Here is a 15,639-nt window from a genome sequence, read left to right as displayed (position 1 = left end):
AATTGATCTATGATCAATTTATATTAGGCGATCGCTCTTTTGATTTTATGAGTCAGATCCCCGACTTCTTAGAGAAGTCGGGGATCTTATTGATCATCGCTCTTTTGATTTTACGGAAGGCGGCGACATAGGAATCGCTTTTTTGTGGCTGTTAAAGCTAATTACCCATTCTTTCGCTAAGATTGTGTGGGTATTCTCATGATTAGTGATTAGGTGAATGATCGAAGTTGAGCATCTGAGTAAAATTTATGGTTCGACAACAGCAATTACTGATGTTACCTTTAGTGTTGAACCTGGGGAAATTTTAGGTTTTTTGGGACCGAATGGGGCTGGTAAAACCACAACTATGCGAATTTTAGCTGGTTATTTACCGGCTACAACTGGGACAGCCAAGATTGCAGGTTATGATGTTCATGATCATTCTCTGTTGGTGCGACAGCGAATTGGTTATTTACCAGAAACACCGCCATTATATCCAGAGATGACTGTGGAGGGTTTTTTACACTTTGTCGCTCGGATTAAGGGAGTTTCTTCAGGCGATCGCCCGACAAAAGTAACAGCAGCTATTAATCGTTGTAACTTAGAAGATAAGCGCAAAGTTATTATTCGTAAACTTTCTAAAGGTTATCGGCAAAGAGTAGGGATTGCCCAGGCGATCGTTCATGATCCACCAGCTATTATTCTTGATGAACCTACCATTGGTCTTGACCCTCGGCAAATCATCGAAGTGCGAAACTTAATTAAAAGTTTAGCAGGAACACACACCATTATTTTGTCTACCCATATTCTCCCAGAAGTGAGCATGACCTGTAGCCGAGTTGCCATTATTAACCGGGGGCAAATAGTCGCAACCAATACCCCAGAAAATTTGATGACACAGTTAACAGGTGGGGCGGGATATGAGTTAGAAATCGGTGGAGATGCAGCTTTAGCTAGACAAATGCTGCAAAATATAGCCGATGTAAGTTCAGTAGAATTAATGCCTAACCATCAGCAATCGTCAGACAATCATACTTGCCTCCGGGTAATATTGCAGCCAGGAACAGAACCAGGAAAAGAAATTACTGCTGCTTTAATTCGGGCTGGGTTTGATTTATATGAAATGCGACGAATCAATGCCACACTAGAAGATGTTTTCTTAGAATTAACTACAGCAGAAAAGAATTTACCAACGGAAATAACCCCAGAAATTGAAGAAGGAGAAGCTGCATAAATGGGTATAGTTATCCCTAACATTATTGCCATTTATCGTCGAGAACTACAAAGTTATTTTGTTTCGCCATTAGCCTATGGAGTAGCTAGTGCATTTTGGTTCTTAGCCGGGTTGTTTTTCGTGATGATTTTGTTAGGACCAGAAGGAATTTTAGTCACAGTTTCTAGCTATGATTTACAAGGGCAACAAATGGGAGTTCCTGCCCCAACAATAGATGTTCCCTACGAATTTGTGCGGGCATTTTTAGATAGAATGGGGTGGTTAATGTTATTTGTATTACCGATTCTCTCAATGGGACTCTATGCCGAAGAACGTAAACGGGGAACTTTAGAACTACTAGCCACATCGCCGATTACCAACTGGGCTGTAGCTGTGGGTAAATTATTAGGGGTATTGACATTTTTCTTAACCATGATTTTACCATTAATGGGATTGGAGGCGATCGCATTATCCAATTCTCATCCTCTCATATCCCCCATAATTCCTCTACTTGGTCATTTAGGATTACTCCTCTTAGCAGCAGCAATTTTATCTTTAGGAATGTTTATTTCCTCATTAACAGACAGCACAATCTTATCGGCTGTCCTCACCTTTGCCCTCGTCATTTTGCTATTATTTATTGATTTAATCGCCAAAGCCATTCCCGGACAAATGGGTGAAGCAGTGAGTCATTTATCCCTTCTCAAACATTATAACACCCTGATTCAAGGCATTTTTGATACTAGCAGCTTGATTCTATTTGCCAGTTACATTGTCTTAGGTATTTTTCTCACCGCCCAATCAATTGATGCACTCCGCTTTCAACGTCAGTAATTGTCAGTTGTCAGTTGTCAGTTGTCAGTTGTCTGTTGTCATCAGTAAAACTCCTCTCCCTACTCCCCTACTCCCCCTACTCCCCCCACTCCCCCCACTCCCCCACTCCCCCCACTCCCCCACTCCCCCTACTCCCCCGACTCCCTACTATAAAGAATGAATAAAAATAAACTTTGGCAACTTGTATTTTGGCTAGGACCATTCTTTTTAACTTCCGGCTTAACCATTGGTTTAATATCAGAAAAATGGGGAATAATCCCTTTATTATTAACAATACTAGGTTTAATAATTTGTGGACTCTGGATAATAATCCAAAGCCAGCAAAGTAAATGGTGGCAAAAACGTTCCACCCAATCTGGTACTAACGCCCTTGTCGCCACCTTATCAGTATTAGTTATCTTAGGATTAATTAACTTTTTAGGTATTCGCTATCACCTGCGCCTAGATTTAACAGATAGTCAATTATTTACCCTATCCCCTCAATCAAGAGAATTAGTCAGTAACTTACCAGAAACCATAAAAGTTTGGTTATTTAGTAAAGACCAAAATCTCCAAGATCGAGAATTACTAGATAACTATCATCGTCAAAGTAATAAATTTAAATTTGAGTATATTGACCCTCAATTAAAGCCAGGAATGGCCGAAAAATTTGGTATCAAAGATTATGGCGAAGTTTATCTGGAATTTCAAAACAAACGGCAATTAGTCCAGATAATTAATGAAAATGAACGTTTATCAGAAATAAAATTAACTAATCGGTTACAACAAATTACCAGTTCCACAACTGCTAAAGTTTACTTTCTTCAAGGTCATGGTGAACATCCACTTACAGCTAGTAAAGGGGCAATTTCCCAAGCAATTAAAGCATTAACCGATAAAAACTTTACCACATCAGCTTTAAATTTAGCAGAACAGCCGCAAGTTCCTGATGATGCTACTGTTATAGTTGTCGCTGGACCTAAACAAGAATTATTGATAGGGGAAGTTACAGCTTTACAAAGTTATCTCAATCGTGGTGGTAACTTATTATTGATGATTGACCCCAATACTAACCCGAAAATAGACACTATTTTAAAAGATTGGGGTGTACGCTTAGATAATCGTTTGGCTATTGATACTTCTGGCGCAAATTTACAACTAGGACCCGCTGCTATTCTGGTGACAGAATATGGACAACATCCTATTACTAAAGATTTTGCTAAAAATATTTCTGTATATCCCTTAACTCGTCCTTTGGAAATTGATCCTGTTTCGGGTATCGAGTCTATGGCTTTATTAAAAACTAAACCCTATCCCAACAGTTGGGCAGAAAGTGATCAAAAAAGTGAAAAATTAGAGTTTAATGAAGGTCAAGATTTAAAAGGACCTTTAACTTTAGGAGTAGCATTAACTAGAAAGTTATCAAATGCAATTCCCACAACTTCACCAACACCAACTTCCACAACTTCACCAACACCAATTCCCACAACTTCACCAACACCAACTTCCACAACTTCACCAACACCAATTCCCACAACTTCACCAACACCAATTCCCACAACTTCACCAACACCAATTCCCACAACTTCACCAACACCAACTTCTACAACTTCACCAACACCAATTCCCACAACTTCACCAACACCAACTTCTACAACTTCACCAACACCAACTTCCACAACTTCACCAATTCCAACTTCCATAAATTCTCAACCTACTGCTAAAGAATCCAGATTAGTAGTATTTGGAAACTCAAATTTTGCCGTTGATGGTTTATTTGAACAACAATTAAATGGAGATGTATTTTTAAACTCAGTTAGTTGGCTAAGTCAACAAGATCAACAACTTCTCTCAATTCGTCCTAAAGAACCGAAAAATCGCCGCATTGTTATATCAACCCTTCAAGCTAACTGGTTAACAATAATTGCTGTGTTTATATTACCTTTAATTGGATTAACCACAGGATTTATTATTTGGTGGAAACGCCGATGAAAAATAAATTAGTAATTCATGATGCTAAATTCAAGCATTGGCTTTGTTTTCAAAATCCCGATGAAATTATCAAAGCTGATAGTATTGATCAAGTTGTTCCTAAATTGCAACTTGTAAATGATTTAATCGCCAAACATCAAATGTATGCGGCAGGTTTCATTAGTTATGAAGCTTCCACCGCTTTTGATTCCGTACTAGAAACCCATTCTTCTAGTTCATTTCCCCTACTTTGGTTTGGATTATATAAAAAACCAGAAATTATTGAATTACCAAAACCAACCTTACCAACAGAATATCAACTCAATTGGAAACCTTCAGTTAGTGAAGCCGAATATCATCAAGCCATTAGTAAAATCAAAGAATATATTGCTTTGGGGGAAACATATCAAGTTAATTATACCTTACGACTAAATGCACCCTTTAATGGCGATACTTGGGAATTATTTCTCAAATTAGTGCAAGCGCAAAACGCCGACTATGGTGCTTATGTTGACATTGATAACTTTGCTATTTGTTCCGCTTCCCCCGAACTATTTTTTGATCTTGATGGTAATAATTTAACCTCTCGTCCCATGAAAGGAACAGCAGCTAGAGGTTTAACATTAGCAACCGATCATAATATTGCTAATCAACTACATTTTTCTGAAAAAAACCGCGCTGAAAATGTGATGATTGTGGATATGATTCGCAATGATATGGGAAGAATAGCTGATATTAATACTGTCAAAGTTCCCCATTTATTCAATGTTGAAAAATATCCCACAGTCTGGCAAATGACATCCACAGTCACAGCCAAAACTACAGCTTCCCTAAGTGAAATTATGAGGGCGTTGTTTCCCTGCGCGTCTATTACTGGCGCACCTAAAGCCCGGACTATGCAAATTATTCAGAAGTTGGAAAATACACCACGCCGCATCTATACTGGATGTATTGGATTTATTAGTCCCCACCGTCAAGCGCAATTTAATGTGGCTATTCGGACTGTATTAATTGATAAGGAAAATAGTCAAGCTGAGTATGGAGTCGGAGGAGGAATTGTTTGGGATTCTGTAAGTAGTGATGAATATCAAGAATGTCAAATTAAAGCCCAAGTTCTCACATTAAATCAACCAGATTTTTCACTTTTAGAAACGATATTATGGCAACCCAATCATGGTTATTTTGTTTTAGATTATCATTTACAACGGTTGCAGTCCTCAGCAATTTACTTTAATTTTAATGTTGATATCAATAGTCTGAAAAAACAACTTGATGAATTAACAAAAACATTTTTAAGTCAGGCTTATAAAGTGCGGTTGTTATTAGATTATTATGGTGATATTACATATCAAACTATACCTTTATCTCCTGTGAATAATCAGGAATTTGTTAAACTAAGTATGTGTTGCACAGCCATTGACTCTAATAATCCATTTTTGTATCATAAAACGACTAATCGCCAAGTTTATGAAACAGCGAAAGCTGCTTTTCCTGATTGTGATGATGTTTTACTATGGAATGAAAGAGGTGAAATCACAGAAAGTTGTATTGGTAATATTGTGGTAGAGTTGAATGGAGAATTATTGACACCTTCGGTAAAATGCGGTTTGTTAGCAGGTACTTTTCGCGCTGATTTACTTGAAAAAGGAAAAATCAGAGAAGAAATTATTGCAGTGGAACAGTTACAATATATCAATCGCATTTATATAATTAACTCAGTGCAAAAATGGCGAGAAGCAGTTTTAATTTTTAATTGATTAAATAATTTATTAATCTTCAATATGAAATTGCCAAAAACAACTTTAATTTTAATACTTTTAGCCTTGGGATTAGGTAGTTTTGTCTACTTCCATGAAATCAAAGGTAAAAATCAGCAAACAGAAATAAAAACCCAAAAACAGAGAATTTTTGCTTTTAATGCTGATGATGTTCAATATTTAACAATTCAAGTCAAGGAGATAACATTACAATTAGAAAAAAGAACTACATCTGAAAAACCCCAATGGGAAATCAAATCTCCCATATCAGCACCAGCCAATGATGCAATTGTTGCTTATTTAATGGATTTGTTGGTTGAGGGGAAATGTGAGAGAATAGTGTCAGTTTCAAGTGCTGAATTATCAGAGTTTGGTCTGGATAAACCTGTAGCTACTATTGATGTTAAACTAAAAAATCAACAAAGTCATCAATTAATTTTAGGTAAAGGTGATTTTAATAATCAATTTTTATATGCTCAAGCTGATGGTAACAAAAGTATGAATTTATTGTTAGTTTCTAAGGATTTTGTGAATGCAGTTAATCGAGATATATCTGAATGGAAACAACCAGAGGAAAAGACTGATGTACAGCCATTACCTAGTCTTCCTTCCCCAACTCCTCCAAATAAATAATGTAGAGACGTTCTATGTAACGTCTCTACAAAAATTATCTCGTTCCCAGTCTCTGGCTGGGAATGTCACTACAGAGGCTCTGCCTCTACTGTTAAGTAGTGAGACAGAATTAATTACACAATGTCATTGCGTTAGCGTAGCGTGGCGTTAGCTACAGGGAACGAAGTGAAATGAAGCAATTCCAAGGATTGTGATTGCTTCCCTTCGCTCGCAATGACTGTAAATATTTTTGTTCAATTACTTATTGAAGGCAGAGCCTTCTAGAATTCATTCCCATACAGAGTATGGGAACGAGAAACGAGAATGGGAACGAGAAAACGAGAAACGAGAAAATTTACCTAACATCTAACCTTTAAAAACTCCAATGACAAAACAAACAGCAACTTTATTAATTTCTTGTCCAGATCAACGGGGATTGGTGGCAAAATTTGCCAATTTTATCTATGCTAATGGTGGCAATATTACTCATGCAGATCAACATACAGATTTTGAAGCTGGACTATTTCTAACTCGCATAGAGTGGCAATTAAAAGGGTTTAATTTACCCAAAGATGTAATTACTCCTGCTTTTAATGCGATCGCTCAACCTTTAAATGCAAAATGGGAATTACACTTTTCTGATACTCTTCCCCGCATTGCTATTTGGGTAAGTCGTCAAGATCATTGTTTATTTGATTTAATTTGGAGACATCGTGCTAAAGAATTTCATGCAGAGATTCCTTTAATTATGAGTAATCACCCTGACTTACAACCGATAGTTGAACAATTCGGTATTGATTACCATTACTTACCAATTACTAAAGAAAATAAACAAGAACAGGAAGCTAAACAACTAGAATTACTGCATGAATACAAAATTGATTTAGTTGTCTTGGCAAAATATATGCAAATAGTTAGTGCAGATTTCATTGAGAAATTCCCGCAAATTATTAATATTCATCATTCATTTTTACCTGCATTTATTGGGGCTAATCCATATCATCGCGCCTTTGAAAGAGGTGTGAAAATTATTGGAGCAACAGCCCATTATGCCACTGCTGACTTAGATGCAGGACCAATTATTGAACAGGATGTGGTGCGGGTAAGTCATCGAGATGAGGTAAATGATTTAATTAGAAAAGGGAAAGATTTAGAGAGAATTGTGTTAGCAAGAGCGGTAAGATTGCATTTACAAAATCGCGTTTTAGTCTATGGCAATAGAACTGTAGTTTTTGAGTAGATTTATAATCATCATACGTAGGTTGGGTTGACGGTAGGAAACCCAACATTATTATTAATAATTGCGTTGGGTTGCGCTGTCGCTTAACCCAATCTACGCCTATCCCCAGTCTCCAGACTTGCCACCTGTCTTACTGACTAAATGAATCGCCTCAATTTGAATAGACTTTTCTAACGCTTTAGCCATATCATATAAAGTTAAAGCGGCAATAGATACCGCTGTTAAAGCTTCCATTTCCACACCTGTTTCTGCTTTGGTTTTGACAGTGGCATCAATTTGATAACCAGGTAGTTGGGCATCGGGGATAATCTCAACGGTAATTTTTTGCAACGGTAAGGGGTGACAGAGAGGAATTAAATTCGCTGTTTGTTTAGCAGCCATGATTCCCGCTAACCTAGCAGTTGCTAAAACGTCCCCTTTGGGAGTGTTTCCGGCTTGAATAGCGGCGAATGTCTCAGGTAACATTCGCACCTTACCAGTGGCTACAGCTTGGCGAACAGTGGCGACTTTGCCGGATACATCAACCATTTGGGCTTGTCCCTGGGCATCCAAATGGGTTAGTGGAAAAGAATTTGGAAAATTAGCTTGCGTCATTGGGAAAGTATGTGCTATTATAAAAGTCATGAGTCAAGGGTGTGTAGCTCAGTGGACTAGAGCACGTGGCTACGAACCACGGTGTCGGGGGTTCGAATCCCTCCTCGCCCATTATTTGATTTTAAATGCACAAGTTCCTTTTTTGGAGTTTGTGCATTTTTGATAATTATCAGTGCAGGATATGGAAGGGCGCAGGCCCTGCGCCCCTACGGTTATTTGACGGCGTAGATATCTTCTGTGCGACCAAGGGCAAAACGCAGAGATTGAGGAATATTGCGGCTAGACTGGGTGAGGAAGATGATCATGGCAATGACTGTTAAACCTGTAGTCAAACCAAACATATTTCGATAACCAAGTGTTTCGGCAAATGTACCAAAAATTGGCCCTGCGATCGCTAAACCGATATCAAATCCCATTAAGGAAGCGCCAAATATTCTCCCGCGTTCGTGGGGTAAAGCCCTATCTGTCATCAATACAGAAATCATGGGAATGAGTGTACCAGAAGCAGCACCTTCCATGAATGCTCCCAATAAGAACATGAAAGAGTTATTTGCTTGCCAAACGCAGATGACAGAGAATGTATAAGCTATCAAACTCATGGTGACAAATAAACCCCTTCCATATCTATCAGAAGCTTTACCAGTAAATAATCTACAACTAAAACTGGAGACAGCCGCCGCAGTAAAAAATAAACCTGGATTTAAATCAACTCCGGTTGATTTGATAAATAGGGAGATGAAAGTATGCAAACTACCTAAAGTCAAACCACTCAGGAGTAAGACGATAGCGGGAATCCGCACCCGATGACTAGTTAATATTTGCCAAAAGTTATCATTTTTACTGTTAGTTGGTTTGGTGGCAATTGGTGGATTAATAATGGGAATGATACATAATAAACCCAAGGAACATAAAGCCGCAGATGAGAGAAATAATGGGGTATAACCAGCACTTGCTTGTAAAAACCCACCTATAGCCGGACCTATTCCCACACCTAAAGGATTCACCAAACTCATGTAACCAACGACTTCACCGCGACGGTGTTCTGGTGCTAAATCGCTGACTAGGGCAATGTAAGCTGTGGCAAAAGCGGCGATACTAATGCCATGAAAGGCACGAATTACCATGAGGGGAATAATTGATTTTACACATAAATATCCCAAAGGAGCGATCGCCGCTGCGGACATTCCAATCAATAATACTATTTTACGACCCCGAATATCTGCTAAAGCACCCATTGACGGGCGACATAGCAACATCCCAATGGCAAAGCTACCCATAACAATGCCAATTTCCTGTTTGCTTGCACCAATATGTTCAATATATAAGGGTAGGGTAGGCAATAATGAAGCCAAACCTGACCAGAAAAACAGACCCGCTGCAAATAACATGATCAGGTTTTTTCGCAGATTAGCGTCAAAAGTATCAAAGGCTTTCACGGCAGATGCAATAATGTAAAAAGTATTATTTCTCTATTGTTACGTTACTTAACATTTTTTGCCACAACTTCTCGCACCCGATAGATTGGTCGTCCTTGAGATTCATGATAAGTTCGCATCAGTAATTCTGCCAAAAGACCGAAGCAAAATAACTGGACTCCTGTTACTAACAACAACACCGCCAAAATCAATAAAGGACGGCTACCAATATCTACATGAAAAGCCAATTTAACGAAAGTTAAATATATACCTATTCCCCCACCAGCAATCATGGAAATCAATCCCAACAAGCCAAAAACGTGCATGGGACAGGTGAGAAACTTCTTCATAAATAGAATAGTTAATAAATCCATCAATACCCGGAAAGTCCGTGATATCCCATACTTACTTTGTCCAAACCGCCGCGCATGATGACGCACAGGTACTTCTGTAATTCTTGCCCCTTCGATATATGCCAAAGCAGGTAAAAAGCGGTGTAGTTCTCCATAAAGATTCATATCTGCCACCAATTCAGACCGATAGGCTTTCAGAGAACAACCATAATCATGAATATAGACGCTTGTAGCCCCACGGATTAACCAATTGGCAATTTTAGAAGGAAGCAACCGATTGACCGCCCCATCTTGGCGATTTTGCCGCCAACCACTAACTAAATCATAACCCTCATCTAGCTTGGCTAATAACATCGGAATATCAGCGGGGTCATTTTGCAAATCAGCGTCTAAAGTCACAATTACTTTAGCTGTAGCATAATTAAAACCCGCAGACATAGCCGCAGTTTGTCCATAATTACGTCGCAAAATCACCGCTTTTAAATCAGTGCGAATTTGCGCTTGTTCCTTGAGAAATTCCGCTGTACCATCACTAGAACCATCATCTACACAAATAATCTCATAATTCAACTTACTAGTGGTGAGAGTCGTAGAAATGGCTTCTAGTAATAAAGGTAAACTTTCGACCTCATCTTTAATTGGGACAACTACGGATACATCTAAACTTGGTGATTGGTAATTGGTCATAAGGATATTGAAACAGTCTTGATTTAATTAGAGACAAAAATGTGGTTCATTCATAACTTTTCACAACTCTCCCAGCGCCGCGTAACTGTTGATAATAAGCCTGACTAACTTTGTTTCCCTGTTCCGAAAGTTGGTCAATACCAATACCGTTGCGTCCTTGTTCTTTTCCTGAACTGTGAATATAGCAATTATTACCCAAATATAATCCTACATGAGTGGCTTTTTCAGGAGTTCCAAAAAAGATTAAATCCCCTGGTTGTAATTCAGTAATATCAATTGCTTGGGTAAAAGCTTCTTGTTGATAAGCGTCTCTCGGTAGCCACACACCCACAGATTTAAATGCTGCTTGCATTAAACCCGAACAATCATAATTAGGTGCGACTGTGCCACCCCAAAGGTAATAATTATCTTCTGCTTTTGCTGCTTGGGTAAAAGCGATAACTGTGGGTATGTGCTGTTGAATTTCTGCGGTTGAGATGAATTGAGGTTGATATATTGTTTCTGTTGGTTGAAGAAATTGCAAATCTTGAAGTGATAACCATCCTGGATAGTCATCTTCACATAAACATACTGCAACTGCTGTATCTGGATTATTTGATGTTATTTGTAAATGTCGTCCGGTGGCGGCTTGGGTAGCTAAACGGATACATTTAGGGGAATCATAGATATTTAGGTTGGTGTTACAGAAATATTCTGCTGTTGGGGAATGGGGAACTATTAGGTTTATTGACATAAGTAAGTAGGTTGGCGTTGAAAATTGTCGTTATGGCAAGAGGCAATAGGCAATAGGCAAGAGTGAAGAGGGTTTGGGCGATTTTACGTTTCTTTACACAGTTTGGTTTTATTGTGTTCACCTACTTACGCCACGCTATGCCTGATGCGTTCGGCACACTACGTGAACGCTATCAGGATTTAAGGATGAACAGGTTTCACATGATAGTATAAATCGCTTTTTATGGTAACACTTTCTTTAATAAATCCCGATGTAAAAAAGCCTCATTTACTAAGGATTGAATTTTATGAGGTGACAAAGCCACACCATTATTATAATAATCAATCCAAATTTTACTGATTAAATCTACATCATCTGGTAAATCCTTTAAATCCCAACCAGGTATTTCTAAATCTTCCATTAATCGGTTGACCTTGGGATCATAACTTAATGCAAAACAACGAGAACCTTCACTAGCTGCCATAATTAAACTATGGAGGCGCATTCCTATGGACATTTCCACACCGCGAAATACACCTTTTAAAATTTGTGGATCTTCGGAACAAAGAACTCTACTCACATCTGGTAATTGAGTGTGAATTTTTTCCGCAATTCCTAGATCTTCGCTTTTTTGAAATGGTAATAATAAAATAAAAGCTTGGGTTTCTTTTTGCAAATTAACTAAAGCTTGAGTTAAATTTGCTAACCTATTTTCTGTCAATTGAGGATGATTTCTTAAAGTAACAGCAATTCTGGGTTTTGGTAAATCTACTAATTCCGGGACTGGCTTCGATTCCAATGCCCAAACTGGGTCAGGGGCGAGGATATGGGGTATACTCCAATCTGATAATAACCGAGAACTGGAGCGATCGCGCACACTCACTTGAGTACAACCTGTAAAATTCCCCTTTGCTAACCAACGAGTTTGGAAATGCAACAAAGGACCTATACCCTGTCCCCAAGCCACAGTCTTCAAACCCATAACTTGAGCTAAAGCCATCAATCCGCCATAATACAAAGGACTAATGCTGCTGGTAGCATCTTGAATTAAACTTCCTCCACCCCAAACAAAAGCATCACAAGAACGCAAAGCCTTGATAACCTGTAAAACCGCCATCCGGTTGTAACATTCCACACCATAATGCCGATGAGTTTCTTCAGGATTTCCAGAAAGCACCACAGGAGTAACATCAGGTGGTAGCATTTGCAGAAGTGTGGCTAACAAAGCTTCATCACCACCATTACCCTTACCATAATACCCAGACAATAAAACCCGCATTTTCCCCATTTTGAATTTTAGATTTTAGATTTTAGATTTTAGATTTTGGACTACCAATTTTTTTAACCTAGTTATCTACCACTGACAACTGACAACTGACAACTGACAAACAATTATGCACGTACTTTCAATCCCCACCTGGATAATTCATATTTCTAGCGTCATTGAGTGGATAGCCGCAATTTGGCTAATTTGGATATATGGTGAACTTACAGAAAATCGTAGTTGGTGGGGATTGTCCTTTGCCATGTTACCAGCTTTAATTAGCGCAATGTGTGCTTGTACTTGGCATTATTTCGACAATTCTGAATCATTAGAATGGTTAGTCAACCTACAAGCTACCATGACATTAGTTGGTAACTTTACCCTTTGGGCGGCAGCTTATGTAATTTGGCGTTCAACCAAGTCTGCAAAGCCCACTGAGACACAATCTATCAAATCAGAACAATGATATCAAAAGAAACCCTCTTTGCCCTCTCTCTGTTTCCCTATTTGGGTTTCTTGTGGTTTATTAGCCGCAGTCCACAAATGCCACGTTTAGCCCTATATGGATTTTACGGCACATTGGTATTTGTCGCCATCACCATCCCCGCCGCCATTTACGCCAAAGTGCAGTACGGAGAACAACTAGCCAATGTAGACTGGTTACATGGTGGTGCAGAAATCTTTTTAACCCTTGCTAACATCTTACTAGTCTTAGGTTTTCGCCAAGCAGTACAGGAATTAAAAAGCAAAAATTAAACTCCGTCTTTCTTCTCTGCGCCTCTGCGTGAGAAAAAACTATTGTTTATCAGGAAAAAAATAAATGGAAGTAATCCCCGCAATTGATTTACTAGAAGGTCGCTGTGTGCGACTATACAAAGGAGACTACGAGCGATCGCAAGTATTCAGCGAAAACCCCGTTGAAGTAGCGAAAATGTGGGCAGACCAAGGCGCGACAAGACTGCATTTAGTTGACTTAGACGGGGCAAAAGCTGGGAAAATTATCAACTTAGCCGCCATAGAAGCCATTAGAAATAATCTTGACATACCCATTGAAGTTGGGGGAGGATTGCGCGATCGCACCAGTGTCGTACAATTATTCAACCTGGGTGTAAATTGGGCAATTCTCGGCACTGTCGCCGTCGAACAACCTCAATTAGTCCAAGAACTTTGTCAAGAATTTCCCCAACAAATTATTATTGGCATAGATGCCCGTAACGGCTTAGTTGCAACTCGTGGTTGGTTAGAAACATCAACAGTATTAGCCACCCAACTAGCAGTACAGATGCAAGAACTAGGTGCAGCAGCCATTATTTACACTGATATCAACCGTGACGGCACACTAGAAGGCCCCAATTTAGACGCATTACGAGAACTTGCAGCGGCAACTTCCATACCTGTAATTGCTTCCGGTGGAGTAAGTTCTGTGACGGATTTGTTAAGTTTATTAGCCTTAGAACCCCAAGGTGTGACAGGTGTGATAGTTGGGAAAGCTTTGTATACGGGTGATATTATTCTCAAAGAAGGATTACAAGCTATTGGTCCGGGAAGACTGCAAGATATTCCTCCCAATTTCGGTATTTCTAGTATTGCTTAAAATGAAAAAGATTGTAGAGATGTTCTCTGGAATTTCTCTACAAAGCTTCTGAAAAATACAGATAACAGTTTTCATCCCCTTGCGGGGAAGTGGTTATGAAAAACACTCTACTGTGTGCAATTAAGTAGTGAGACAGAATTAATTACACAACGTCATTGCGTTAGCGCACTCAATTACGGATTAACGTCTATCTTTTAAGTGATCAAAATGACTTCTCTTCACCCTGTCCCCTGCACTCTGTCTAATTACTCCAGCATTCTTGAATATCAGATACATTATTAAATGAGTGCAATTATGATCAGGGAAAATGTCAAAAGAATCACAACAGAAAAAAGTCATCGTTGTTGGTGCTGGTTGGGCTGGTTTAGGGGCTACTTACCATTTAGCCAAACAAGGTTATGATGTCACATTACTAGAAGCTGGACAATATCCTGGTGGGTTAGTAGCAGGTTGGCAAACAGCCGCAGGTAAATCCGTAGAAGCCGGTATTCATGGCTTTTGGTATTGAGTTTAAATCACAAAAATATAGTCAAACATAGTCAAATATAATCATTTGTGTGATGATTGGAGAATGCTGTTTCCAAAAAAGCCTTAAAACAAGGTTTAATCTCACCTTCGGGATTACCCATAAGTATTAAAACTAAGCTAACACAAATTGAAGAAGTGAGGATAATTCCTAAAAATAATGTTTATATTCTTGAGGCAGTTTATGAAAGAGAAGAAACCACCATAGAAGTTAATAATAGAATCGCCGCGATTGATATAGGACTAAACAACTTAGCTACTGTCAGTAGTAATTGTTTAGATTTTCAACCTTTTATTGTTTGCGGCAAAGCAATTAGATCTTGTAACCAGTTCTACAACAAAGTTAAAGCTAGTCTTCAATCTCAGTTACCTAAAAATCAAAAATCTTCTCGAAAAATAGAAGCATTAACACTCAAGCGTAATAATAAAGTGGATTACTACCTCCACACAGCTAGTAGATTTATTATTAATCAGCTAGTTAGTCAAAATATAACCCATTTAATTATAGGTAAAAATGAGAATTGGAAACAGAATATTAACTTAGGGAGTAAAACTAACCAAAACTTTACCAATATTCCTCATGCGCGATTCATCCAACAGTTAGAATACAAAGCTAAACTTGTAGGAATTAAGGTACAAATTGTAGAAGAAAGCTATACCTCAAAATGTAGTTTTCTGGATTTTGAACCAATCAAAAAGCATGAGCAATATTTGGGAAAAAGAGTGAAAAGAGGTTTATTTAGGTCTAAGTCGGGTCAGCCTTATTCAGCAGATTTAAACGGTTCTCTGAATATATTAAGAAAAGTAGTTGGGGAGTCTATCTTTGATAGAAACTCAGTAGAGAGGCTTGTAGTTAGCCCTGTAAGGTGTAAGCCTTACCAAGCTGGAAATATTTGACTATATTTTTAGT

Annotated in this window: 15 protein-coding genes, 1 tRNA gene and 1 pseudogene; 12 read left to right on the top strand and 5 right to left on the bottom strand. The window is 38.5% G+C overall.

Annotated features, from left to right (window positions below; translation table 11 throughout):
- Positions 1-217: 217 nt before the first annotated feature.
- The 6 genes from NG743_RS16470 to purU all read left to right on the top strand — a co-directional run bounded on the left by NG743_RS16470 (position 218) and on the right by purU (position 7,585).
- The gene (locus NG743_RS16470) at positions 218-1,213 is read left to right on the top strand and encodes an ABC transporter ATP-binding protein (RefSeq protein ID WP_027403782.1); all 996 of its coding nucleotides are present in this window, start codon (positions 218-220) and stop codon (positions 1,211-1,213) included.
- Complete coding sequence (locus NG743_RS16465) at positions 1,214-2,026, top strand: ABC transporter permease (protein ID WP_027403781.1); 813 nt, start codon at positions 1,214-1,216, stop codon at positions 2,024-2,026. It abuts the gene before it with no gap.
- A 156-nt stretch (positions 2,027-2,182) separates the two neighbouring features.
- Positions 2,183-3,997 (top strand): GldG family protein, encoded by a 1,815-nt coding sequence (locus NG743_RS16460; RefSeq protein WP_027403780.1) that lies wholly within the window; start codon positions 2,183-2,185, stop codon positions 3,995-3,997.
- On the top strand, positions 3,994-5,733 hold the full coding sequence (gene pabB, locus NG743_RS16455; RefSeq protein ID WP_035082686.1) for an aminodeoxychorismate synthase component I: 1,740 nt from the start codon (positions 3,994-3,996) through the stop codon (positions 5,731-5,733). The genes NG743_RS16460 and pabB overlap by 4 nt, the downstream gene beginning before the upstream one ends.
- A gap of 24 nt (positions 5,734-5,757) precedes the next feature.
- Positions 5,758-6,366 (top strand): DUF4340 domain-containing protein, encoded by a 609-nt coding sequence (locus tag NG743_RS16450; RefSeq protein WP_027403778.1) that lies wholly within the window; start codon positions 5,758-5,760, stop codon positions 6,364-6,366.
- 364 nt (positions 6,367-6,730) lie between these two features.
- Positions 6,731-7,585 (top strand): formyltetrahydrofolate deformylase, encoded by an 855-nt coding sequence (gene purU, locus NG743_RS16445; RefSeq protein WP_027403777.1) that lies wholly within the window; start codon positions 6,731-6,733, stop codon positions 7,583-7,585.
- A 99-nt stretch (positions 7,586-7,684) separates the two neighbouring features.
- On the opposite strand, the gene moaC is transcribed toward purU, so the two are convergent.
- On the bottom strand, positions 7,685-8,179 hold the full coding sequence (gene moaC, locus NG743_RS16440; protein WP_027403776.1) for a cyclic pyranopterin monophosphate synthase MoaC: 495 nt from the start codon (positions 8,177-8,179) through the stop codon (positions 7,685-7,687).
- A 37-nt stretch (positions 8,180-8,216) separates the two neighbouring features.
- Between moaC and NG743_RS16435 the strand changes: the two genes are divergently transcribed.
- Positions 8,217-8,290 (top strand) — tRNA-Arg (locus NG743_RS16435).
- 101 nt (positions 8,291-8,391) lie between these two features.
- On the opposite strand, the gene NG743_RS16430 is transcribed toward NG743_RS16435, so the two are convergent.
- From NG743_RS16430 to csaB, 4 genes are all read right to left on the bottom strand, one after another.
- Positions 8,392-9,615, bottom strand: coding sequence for an MFS transporter (locus tag NG743_RS16430; protein WP_027403775.1), 1,224 nt, complete (start codon positions 9,613-9,615; stop codon positions 8,392-8,394).
- Positions 9,616-9,659: 44 nt separating this feature from the next.
- Positions 9,660-10,634, bottom strand: a complete 975-nt coding sequence (locus tag NG743_RS16425) for a glycosyltransferase family 2 protein (RefSeq protein ID WP_257120454.1) — start codon at positions 10,632-10,634, stop codon at positions 9,660-9,662.
- A gap of 46 nt (positions 10,635-10,680) precedes the next feature.
- Positions 10,681-11,367, bottom strand: coding sequence for a C40 family peptidase (locus NG743_RS16420; protein ID WP_027403773.1), 687 nt, complete (start codon positions 11,365-11,367; stop codon positions 10,681-10,683).
- Positions 11,368-11,587: 220 nt separating this feature from the next.
- Complete coding sequence (gene csaB, locus NG743_RS16415; RefSeq protein ID WP_027403772.1) at positions 11,588-12,634, bottom strand: polysaccharide pyruvyl transferase CsaB; 1,047 nt, start codon at positions 12,632-12,634, stop codon at positions 11,588-11,590.
- Between the two features lie 106 nt (positions 12,635-12,740).
- On the opposite strand from csaB, the gene NG743_RS16410 reads away from it, so the two are divergent.
- The 5 genes and pseudogenes from NG743_RS16410 (at position 12,741) to NG743_RS16390 (ending at position 15,626) form a co-directional block, all read left to right on the top strand.
- Entirely contained in the window at positions 12,741-13,076 is a 336-nt protein-coding gene (locus NG743_RS16410; RefSeq protein WP_027403771.1) for a DUF2499 domain-containing protein, read from the top strand.
- Positions 13,073-13,366, top strand: a complete 294-nt coding sequence (locus NG743_RS16405; protein ID WP_027403770.1) for a DUF3593 domain-containing protein — start codon at positions 13,073-13,075, stop codon at positions 13,364-13,366. The genes NG743_RS16410 and NG743_RS16405 overlap by 4 nt, the downstream gene beginning before the upstream one ends.
- 64 nt (positions 13,367-13,430) lie before the next feature.
- On the top strand, positions 13,431-14,204 hold the full coding sequence (gene hisA / locus NG743_RS16400) for a 1-(5-phosphoribosyl)-5-[(5-phosphoribosylamino)methylideneamino]imidazole-4-carboxamide isomerase (RefSeq protein WP_027403769.1): 774 nt from the start codon (positions 13,431-13,433) through the stop codon (positions 14,202-14,204).
- A gap of 307 nt (positions 14,205-14,511) precedes the next feature.
- Positions 14,512-14,709 (top strand): annotated as a pseudogene (locus NG743_RS16395) (FAD-dependent oxidoreductase); the annotation flags it as partial.
- A 59-nt stretch (positions 14,710-14,768) separates the two neighbouring features.
- On the top strand, positions 14,769-15,626 hold the full coding sequence (locus NG743_RS16390; RefSeq protein WP_257120453.1) for an RNA-guided endonuclease InsQ/TnpB family protein: 858 nt from the start codon (positions 14,769-14,771) through the stop codon (positions 15,624-15,626).
- The last annotated feature ends 13 nt before the right edge of the window (positions 15,627-15,639 follow it).

Origin of the sequence: Dolichospermum heterosporum TAC447, assembly GCF_024584745.1 — a bacterium.
In the GTDB taxonomy this organism is placed as follows: domain Bacteria; phylum Cyanobacteriota; class Cyanobacteriia; order Cyanobacteriales; family Nostocaceae; genus Dolichospermum; species Dolichospermum heterosporum.
This window is presented reverse-complemented; position numbering and strand designations above follow the sequence as displayed.

Bases quoted from the DNA above. Each gene is read 5' to 3' on its own strand.
- NG743_RS16470 (WP_027403782.1), top strand. From the start codon at position 218: ATGATCGAAGTTGAGCATCTGAGTAAAATTTATGGTTCGACAACAGCA.
- NG743_RS16465 (WP_027403781.1), top strand. From the start codon at position 1,214: ATGGGTATAGTTATCCCTAACATTATTGCCATTTATCGTCGAGAACTA.
- NG743_RS16460 (WP_027403780.1), top strand. From the start codon at position 2,183: ATGAATAAAAATAAACTTTGGCAACTTGTATTTTGGCTAGGACCATTC.
- pabB (WP_035082686.1), top strand. From the start codon at position 3,994: ATGAAAAATAAATTAGTAATTCATGATGCTAAATTCAAGCATTGGCTT.
- NG743_RS16450 (WP_027403778.1), top strand. From the start codon at position 5,758: ATGAAATTGCCAAAAACAACTTTAATTTTAATACTTTTAGCCTTGGGA.
- purU (WP_027403777.1), top strand. From the start codon at position 6,731: ATGACAAAACAAACAGCAACTTTATTAATTTCTTGTCCAGATCAACGG.
- moaC (WP_027403776.1), bottom strand. From the start codon at position 8,179: ATGACGCAAGCTAATTTTCCAAATTCTTTTCCACTAACCCATTTGGAT.
- NG743_RS16425 (WP_257120454.1), bottom strand. From the start codon at position 10,634: ATGACCAATTACCAATCACCAAGTTTAGATGTATCCGTAGTTGTCCCA.
- NG743_RS16420 (WP_027403773.1), bottom strand. From the start codon at position 11,367: ATGTCAATAAACCTAATAGTTCCCCATTCCCCAACAGCAGAATATTTC.
- csaB (WP_027403772.1), bottom strand. From the start codon at position 12,634: ATGGGGAAAATGCGGGTTTTATTGTCTGGGTATTATGGTAAGGGTAAT.
- NG743_RS16410 (WP_027403771.1), top strand. From the start codon at position 12,741: ATGCACGTACTTTCAATCCCCACCTGGATAATTCATATTTCTAGCGTC.
- NG743_RS16405 (WP_027403770.1), top strand. From the start codon at position 13,073: ATGATATCAAAAGAAACCCTCTTTGCCCTCTCTCTGTTTCCCTATTTG.
- hisA (WP_027403769.1), top strand. From the start codon at position 13,431: ATGGAAGTAATCCCCGCAATTGATTTACTAGAAGGTCGCTGTGTGCGA.